Source organism: Xanthomonas euvesicatoria pv. euvesicatoria, from assembly GCF_020880415.1.
GTDB classification, from domain to species: domain Bacteria; phylum Pseudomonadota; class Gammaproteobacteria; order Xanthomonadales; family Xanthomonadaceae; genus Xanthomonas; species Xanthomonas euvesicatoria.
Genome location: NZ_JAJIUJ010000006.1, coordinates 1 through 7,343 on the forward strand (window position 1 = coordinate 1; position 7,343 = coordinate 7,343).

Below are 7,343 nucleotides of genomic sequence, written 5' to 3' on the forward strand. Positions count from 1 at the left end.
AAGGCGTGCTGTTGGAAGGTACCTCGAAGGAGACCGACACCGAAGCGACGGTGAGTACAGCTGTACAGTGCGCAGGCGCACTTCGCAGCAGCTTCGCCCTGGCCATTGACTACTTGAACTCCGAGGGTTCGACCACCGAGGAGCTGGGTCTGGCCATCGGCTTTGAGCTTGGGCCACTGGCACTGTCCAGGCTGGGCATGAAGGGCAGTTTGGTGCGCTGCGCAACCGGCAGGGCGGTGCTGGCCTCGGAGGCCGAACAGCGGCAGTGCGATGGCGTGCAGACCGCGATCGGTGAGAAGGCTTACAACGCCGGTACCGACGCGGTTCGTCGAGTGTTCGCATCTGACCGAAAGGTGGCCAACCTCGATTACGCGGCAGCGGTGGAAGAACTGGCCGCGTCGGGTGACCCAGTGGCCAAGGCGGTGTTGGCGGCCCATTACGCAGAGGCGGCCCCCGCGGTCGTACCCGCCCTTGAACAGCCGATCCGCCCGCACTCAGATATCCACTGATGGCGTTGGCCTTCGAATTGCTGCAAGGCGTGGCACCGGACTACGGTGCCACGCTGCATCGCGCCGCAGGCGGAGGGAGGGCTGAGATCTCGGTCACTCGTCCAGGCGGGGCTGTGCATGTTTTCACCCTGGCGATCTCCATCGCCGGGGAGCACGTGTCTGCTCAGGAAGCCCCAGGACACCACCAACTTCCGCAATTCTGCCCTGACCGACACATCAACCCCAACCAAAGCTTCTGCTTGGGATGGGGTGACGGCAAGCCGGGCCACATCATTGACGAAGCGGCAGCCAGACAGTGGTGGTCGACCGTATATCGATTCTTGGCCCATCAAATCAGCGCGAACGTACGCAGGGTCTTCCCTGGCGCGGAAAACGGCCGCGCCCATGGCGACGCGGCCAAGCATCAAGCTATCGCAGAACAGGCAGCCGAATGCTTGGGCCCAGAATTCAAGGCGGCAGCGCAAGCCGGCTTGTTAGAAGTCCGGCAAGATGGGCGGCCGGGAAAGCATCGATTGGAGCTGTGGCGTGGCAAACGACTTCTTGCGCGCGTTTCGCTTCGCAGCAACACCCTGCTTTCTGGAAGATTGGCCTGTCCTTGCGGTTGCCGTCCTGAGCACGCGACGGCGGATTGCGCAGACCACGCCGAAGCTCTGGTGACCTATGTCCTGGAACGGCACCGCTGCTCGCTAGCCGACAGGGCCTTCCTCGATCAATGCGCTGCAGCGGGAAGGGTCTGCTGCGGGACCTTGGAAACATGCGGCCTTCGCATGGCCATCCGACGCAAGCAAGTCGCATCCACGAAGAGAGAGAGCCCCCAACATGCAAGAACTTCGAAATACTGGCGACCGCCAGCCAAGTCAAGGCGACCGCGTTAACGCCGCATGGCAGCAGCTGCAACTCGTGCTTGGCTTCTTCTCGCGAGTGGACACGAAGCTATCGGTCGGTCTGGGCATCAACCTCGGCATGCTGGCGATGCTTTCCACCCGAATCCCCAGGCCGGAAGATCTCACCCTTCTCGTCTCAGTCATTGGCGTGCTGTTCCTGACGCCGCTGACGTTGAGCTTCTGGAACCTGTGGTGGGGATACTTCCCAGAGCTTCGCGGCGGATCCAATTCGCTGATCTTCTTTCTTCGAATCGAAAAAATGACCGAGTCTGATTTCTTGCGCGCTTGCGAGGACAGAACCCTGGATGCGTTTGAGCGAGACCTGCTGGGTCAATGCTGGAGGAACTCCAAGATCCTGGCGTCCAAGTTCAAGTGCTTGAAGCGGTCTTACCTCGCTACTGCCCTGACTATTGCACCTTGGATGGCGCTCATTACGCTGCTGCCATCGCCTGCGAAATAGCCGCGCGTCTTCCAACAGCTAAGGTTTATGCAATGGTTCTTCAATCTTAAGCATCCCCTGGCGATCTATGGGGGTGGCTCAGGAAGGTCGGCCAAGAGGCGCGCTTGGAAAGCCTGCCGTTGTCTTCCAATTTCCTGCAAGCTGGATAGAACTCGCTCATGTTCGCGCCGTCGTACGCCACCGCGATCGCATCGACCAAGCGTGCCCAAGTCAGGATGCCTAAAGTGCATCGGACAACTGTAAGCGGCCCCCGGCTGAAGGAGGGCCCAATGTGGCGTGTCTGTCACGCCATCGAGAATTGCGCGTTGGTCTGAGTCGGCGTATGCATTCTGAATCTCCGCTAGGGCGTAGACCCAGTGCTGGAAAGAGCTGGCAAGGCTTAGTTGCGCGGCGGGAAGGCTGGGAAGCCCCATCTGCTCCTCCCAGTCGTCTGCACAATGTCGATCCAACCATGCATCCATTCGCTTGAACTCGCGGTCCCACTGCAGTCGCCAGAGCGCATAGCCCTGTCCCAAGCAGCACATCTCGGGATGTATGCAGATCTCCCTGGGGATGCGCCCTCCCAAGCCACCCATGGCCGCTAACGCATATCTGGCGCAAGCGCCATGACCTCGTAGATGACTTCGTCGGAGGTGACGGGAAACTGCTCTAAACATGGCCTGGTAGGCTGGGAGTATATGCTCTGCCGACCACCCCGCTCGCTGGTCGCACAGAGATATCAGCTTGGGGAGTGATGGGTAGAAGTGGAAGGTGCTTGGTGCCGGCTCCAGCGCCGCGGCGACCAACGGGTTCGGATTCACCTCAATGGCGCGCCAATACCAGCCGGTGTTCTCACCCATTGACAGGTTTCCCCATAACGGGTGCGCATACCCCGTGCTCGGCGTTTGATATCCAGTGCCGAGCTCGTCTACTGCCCCCTGCCATACTTCGAGCTCGTTTAGCGCCGAAGCTGCTAATTTGCCTTGACATCCCCTATGCAGCATGGAGGTTCTTGCGTCGAGCAGGGACTGGCCGCACTGAAGACAGGCGTATCCATTGCAGCTTACGCCTTTTGTATCGAGTGAAGTGCCGCAGCTCGGGCACTGTAGCTGAAGGGGGATACCATGAATAATGCAGTTCCTGAACCTGTCGTCCTGCTGATACGCGTAGTGCATCCCGTAACCAACGCAGACTGGGCAGTACCGAAGCTCGTCCTGATCAAGCCACCTGCGCGGTTCGGTGAGCAGGTGTGCCACATCACTGAGTTCTTCTTGCTCGGCAAGCTGCGGACCTGCACCTGCATCCGGCAAGAGTACCGCGTGGCCGCGCAAATGGAATCGCCACGCTCGCTTGGTCTTTAGCCAAGTCACGCGTGAGCGATTTAGCCAACCCAAAAGCTGAACGATGGACCACGATGAGCAGTGGTCATCGATCAACAGGCGACTCCAGGAAATCATGCACTATCCTGACGATCAAATCGACCACGTCGTGCGGCAGACACGAATGCGGGCGGACTACGCGCACCATAGTCGGTGTCTTCGATCGCTCGTTCCCAGTCGCTGCGGGTCAGCACAAGATCATCGGCATCGCTGGTCTCCGCGTCGAGGCCCACCAGCATGAGCGCTTCCGCTATCCACTGCATGCTCACCCCCTCTCGATCAATCACGCCCCCGGAGCGGGCACGGAACGCCTCAAACATTTCGTCTGCACACTTTGCGAGGCGAAATCCCTGTGCGTACGCACGCGGCCATAGGTACTGGGTGTACGACCACCCAGATCCCGTCGGATACTGCGCTTCCTCGTCACAACAGCGCAGGCATACTCGTATGTCAGCCGCGTCCTGCAGGCTTCGGAACTCATTGAGTCGCGACATGAACCTCTCACTGAAGTCCGGCATCTGGACCTTGAGTCGGTCATGCATGGCGCACAGCTGGCTTTGGCCAAACAGCACCACCGTCACTTTGATATCTCGAACGGTGAGCCAGTTGACCAGCCGCTTCAGCCACCCGAGCTCCTTCGCGTGGAGGTTCTGAGCTTCGTCAATCACCAGGAAGATGCGTCTTCCGGCGATAGCCAGCGAGTAAAGCGCTCTTTCAAGCTGATTCCGCTTTCCGGTCAGCGTCCGATCAATGCGGCCCTCATAGCCGATCTCGGATAGCAGGTCTTCAATCAGTGCGCCTTCCGCAGGGACCTCTTTGGAGGAGGGTTCATAGACTATGAAGCCGCAGCGTGGGAACTGAACAGGTGCCAGCTTTCTCAGGGCGGCAATGCAGGAGGACTTCCCGGAGAGTGGGTGCGCCCAGAATGCAACCGATGAACGCGCACGGCGAGCCTTATCGAAGATGAGCGTCGCCGCCTCCCTCACGGCGGGCGTGGCAAGTATCGCGTTAGCCCTCAATAACGGATGGTCAGCGAGCAGGTCCGGATAAGTCGCACGGATCGCCGCCACTTTGTCCTTGGCGTGCATAAGTTCCTCACGTTTTCCCAATGACGCTGAAGTCGATCACCGTTGGCTTACGAAGTCGGCGCACGAGCTGCTGTGTGGATTCGCGCTTTGAGCGCGTCGGCTGCGGCTGCTCAGAGGTATATCCCTTGCGGGCCTCCTCGGCGACTATGGAGGCAGCTCGAGTCACCCGGGCTGATTTTTCGTTTGCTTCAAGTGCAGCTTGTTCCTGGTCCGCGAGGAACTCCTGGGCGGGATGTTGGTCAAGAAGGTCATGCGCGTGCTTGATTTTGGCTTTGAGCAAGCGGCGCATCTCGTGCGAGTGCGGATACCGCCAACGACTGGAGATTGGCGTTAGCTCGTCCAGTGCTTCGCCCTCTGCGGTGTAGGCTTTGACGGTAGAAATGTCGTTAGGGTCGGCGTGCACTCGGATCTTCTCACCTACCAAGTCCCAGCGTGCCGCGAGCTCCCTGGATGAATACTCCACGGAGGCATACGTTATGTACGGCAACCTACCCTTCGCTTGACTGCCGCGTACGGTAGGCATGCAGATTTCAAGCCTCAGCGGCAGAGACGTAAGGTCAGGGGGTGGGCACAGTGGCGGCAGCACCCCGCTGGTATTGGAATAGTAATCCAGCAGCTGCTGAGCGGGGCTACTTCCATAATTGGCCTCAGTGGGCTTGTTGTTCCACAGCCCTACTGCATTTGTCATTGCGTGCGTGATGTCCTTCATGGAGATCTTCATACGTACAGCCGCGCGCTCTGGGTGGATTCGTCGCGTGTCTACGGGATTGTTCCCGGTTGTGGCGCGTGAGCGATGGAAGAGCTCTCGTGCCATCCAGCTGAAAACACGCTCAACCAGGCAGCGCCGCTGGGGGCGCTTGATTGCGCCAAAACTGACAGCGGCACCCGCGGATTCGCGGACCTTGGCGCATACGGAGTCGGACAGGTGCGCCAGTGCGTTGTCGACGAAAAGCGTGTCAAAGCCGATTCGAAGTCCACATTGATTGGTGCGCCGCACTCCCGATAGCAACGCTTCCTTGATTTCAACCGACAGGCACTGTCCTGCAATCGCTCGATCGATGCACTCCAGGAAGTCCGCACTGGATGGCTGGCGACGCACTACCAAATCCCATGCCAAGATGTAGTTGGTGTAACGGTCCACCGCTACGATCAGCGTCAACCTCCGGCAGGGGACAAATTTCGTTCCTTTCGGCGTTTCAATGCCGACCGAGATGATCATGTGCACTTCGTGCTCATCTGCCTCTACCACTTCGAAGGGAGCCTTCGCCTCGATCTTTTCCAATGGCGATCTGCCCCGTTTGGAGCGATCTCGGCTGATCTCCCCGAACTGAAGCAGCGCTACCTGTTGATGGTTGTCGGCAAAGAATCGGTGTAAGTATTGGGCAAGACTGGTACGTCCTTGGCGCTCTACGCAGAACGGCCAGTCTGAAGGACCAAGTCCTGCATCAGTGCAGAGCCTCAGGAAAACCTGATGTGCTGTGCGTGGCGTTACCCTCCCCCGATCGTTCCCCGCAGGGTCGACACCCGTCGCCAAGTACTTATCCAAGGCGACTCGGATGCTCGGACGAACCGTGAACGTCTGGTCAAGTGCGCCCGCGTACCCACCGCGTGACAGATGGGGCATTGAGCGGACGGGGCGTCTTCGAACAGGTGGCTTGGTCCGAATTCCCTTTACCAGGCCCATGAAGCCGGCGAGTCGGCCGTCGTGCATCACTTGGAGACATCGGTTCAAGAAGAGTACAACCTGATGACATTGGTAGCCGTGTCGCTCTTCGATCAATGAAACTGGATCGCCTGCGAGGTAGCAAGCAAGCGCAGCCCTGCGACGGTTCCATACAGCTAGATCCTCCGGACTAAGCGCGCTGAAATCGAACGACGGCCACGCCGACATATCTCTGAGGTCAGTGGGCAACGTTCTTCTTGTGTACCTAGGCAAGGCGGGCATGATCGAGCCTCATCAACCGCGTGTGCAAAGACCATGGCGCGGTATCCAGGTTTGATAGAAATGAGCGCGCTCGCAACGCCAGTACGGCTGCCCCAATTACATGGGATGCATGATGGGCATCCAGGTCATTGACTAGATTTCCCAGGGTAGTGAAGCGGCGAAGCCGGACATGGGATTCCACTTCGTCTGCAAGTGGCGCTAGGTCCACGCCTCCGCAGCGGTGAAAGGCTGCGATGGCTGCCTTCCAGTTACGGATGCGCAGGGACGCCTCAATCAGATCGCCAACGGCAACTGATGTGATCGATCGGCCGCAGGCCTCTTGCAGTGCGGAAATTTTCTCTAAGGCGTTGGTGGAGCCGTCGTCTACCACTCTGCCTTGGGACGCCCCATCCTCAAGGACGACCACCGCATCAGCAATCGCCTCCATGTCGCCTATCGAGAGGTCAACTTCTGGCCCGGCATACTCGGCTCGGTGGACCGCTGGATCACCTTCGCAGTAGTAGAACAGCAGCATACTGAGATCGCCACTGAGGGTTACCGCATGGCTAGCGAGCGGCGACTTGAGGTGCCAGAGATTCGAAGAGTTGCTGGTGCGCGCCTGCCGTACGCCCAGGATGCGTTTTCGCGCTCGCGTCGCCAAACTCATTTCGAGAGATCCAGTCCACGCGTCACTATTCAATCGTCTACAACTGACGATCAGGGCGACACCGATGTCACTATCTGGGCCCGCCGTGACAAAGGTCGCCTGCCTGATCGGCAGGCCCTAGGTGTTCAGCGCAACCGTACTCCTAGACTCTCTCGATGACAATTCCTTCCGCGAACCCAAGCGGGCTAAGTACAGATTTAGTTGCAGTTTTCCGGACAGAGTACATTATTAGTGGGCAAGGTCACCCATTCATACTCGTTCCAACCGGGTGCAGTCGTTGGTAAGCCGCTGTTTCTCGGTACGACGCCAAGTACAGAAACAGTTGCCCCGTCAACAGTAAGCATGATTAATGGTACAAATCAGGTTGCTTGGCTTGTTGGGATCTGCCTATGCTCTGCCTGCTCACAGATCCTCTGGTTCCAAGCTCGCTACGCGGTGCCTTGCTTATTGATG

At 58.7% G+C, this 7,343-nt stretch carries 6 protein-coding genes and 1 pseudogene; 4 read left to right on the forward strand and 3 right to left on the reverse strand.

Annotated features, from left to right (window positions below):
- The 4 genes and pseudogenes from LN450_RS00575 to LN450_RS00585 form a co-directional block, all read left to right on the forward strand.
- Positions 1-509 (forward strand): annotated as a pseudogene (locus tag LN450_RS00575) (transcriptional regulator); the annotation flags it as partial.
- Positions 509-1,384, forward strand: a complete 876-nt coding sequence (locus LN450_RS23310; protein ID WP_372499276.1) for an E2 domain-containing protein — start codon at positions 509-511, stop codon at positions 1,382-1,384. The pseudogene LN450_RS00575 and the gene LN450_RS23310, both read left to right, overlap by 1 nt.
- A complete protein-coding gene (locus LN450_RS00580; RefSeq protein ID WP_074038370.1) occupies positions 1,329-1,853 on the forward strand; it encodes a Pycsar system effector family protein in 525 nt (174 codons plus the stop codon). Before LN450_RS23310 ends, LN450_RS00580 begins: the two co-directional genes overlap by 56 nt.
- Before the next feature lie 1,103 nt (positions 1,854-2,956).
- Positions 2,957-3,193 (forward strand): hypothetical protein, encoded by a 237-nt coding sequence (locus tag LN450_RS00585; RefSeq protein WP_129111536.1) that lies wholly within the window; start codon positions 2,957-2,959, stop codon positions 3,191-3,193.
- Between the two features lie 92 nt (positions 3,194-3,285).
- On the opposite strand, the gene LN450_RS00590 is transcribed toward LN450_RS00585, so the two are convergent.
- The 3 genes from LN450_RS00590 to LN450_RS00600 all read right to left on the reverse strand — a co-directional run bounded on the left by LN450_RS00590 (position 3,286) and on the right by LN450_RS00600 (position 6,890).
- Complete coding sequence (locus LN450_RS00590; protein WP_074038373.1) at positions 3,286-4,299, reverse strand: ATP-binding protein; 1,014 nt, start codon at positions 4,297-4,299, stop codon at positions 3,286-3,288.
- Positions 4,300-4,306: 7 nt separating this feature from the next.
- Positions 4,307-5,581, reverse strand: coding sequence for a hypothetical protein (locus LN450_RS00595; RefSeq protein WP_129111537.1), 1,275 nt, complete (start codon positions 5,579-5,581; stop codon positions 4,307-4,309).
- A 646-nt stretch (positions 5,582-6,227) separates the two neighbouring features.
- Complete coding sequence (locus LN450_RS00600; RefSeq protein ID WP_099523784.1) at positions 6,228-6,890, reverse strand: hypothetical protein; 663 nt, start codon at positions 6,888-6,890, stop codon at positions 6,228-6,230.
- Positions 6,891-7,343 lie beyond the last annotated feature (453 nt).

Bases quoted from the DNA above. Each gene is read 5' to 3' on its own strand.
- LN450_RS23310 (WP_372499276.1), top strand. From the start codon at position 509: ATGGCGTTGGCCTTCGAATTGCTGCAAGGCGTGGCACCGGACTACGGT.
- LN450_RS00600 (WP_099523784.1), bottom strand. From the start codon at position 6,890: ATGAGTTTGGCGACGCGAGCGCGAAAACGCATCCTGGGCGTACGGCAG.
- LN450_RS00585 (WP_129111536.1), top strand. From the start codon at position 2,957: ATGAATAATGCAGTTCCTGAACCTGTCGTCCTGCTGATACGCGTAGTG.
- LN450_RS00590 (WP_074038373.1), bottom strand. From the start codon at position 4,299: ATGCACGCCAAGGACAAAGTGGCGGCGATCCGTGCGACTTATCCGGAC.
- LN450_RS00580 (WP_074038370.1), top strand. From the start codon at position 1,329: ATGCAAGAACTTCGAAATACTGGCGACCGCCAGCCAAGTCAAGGCGAC.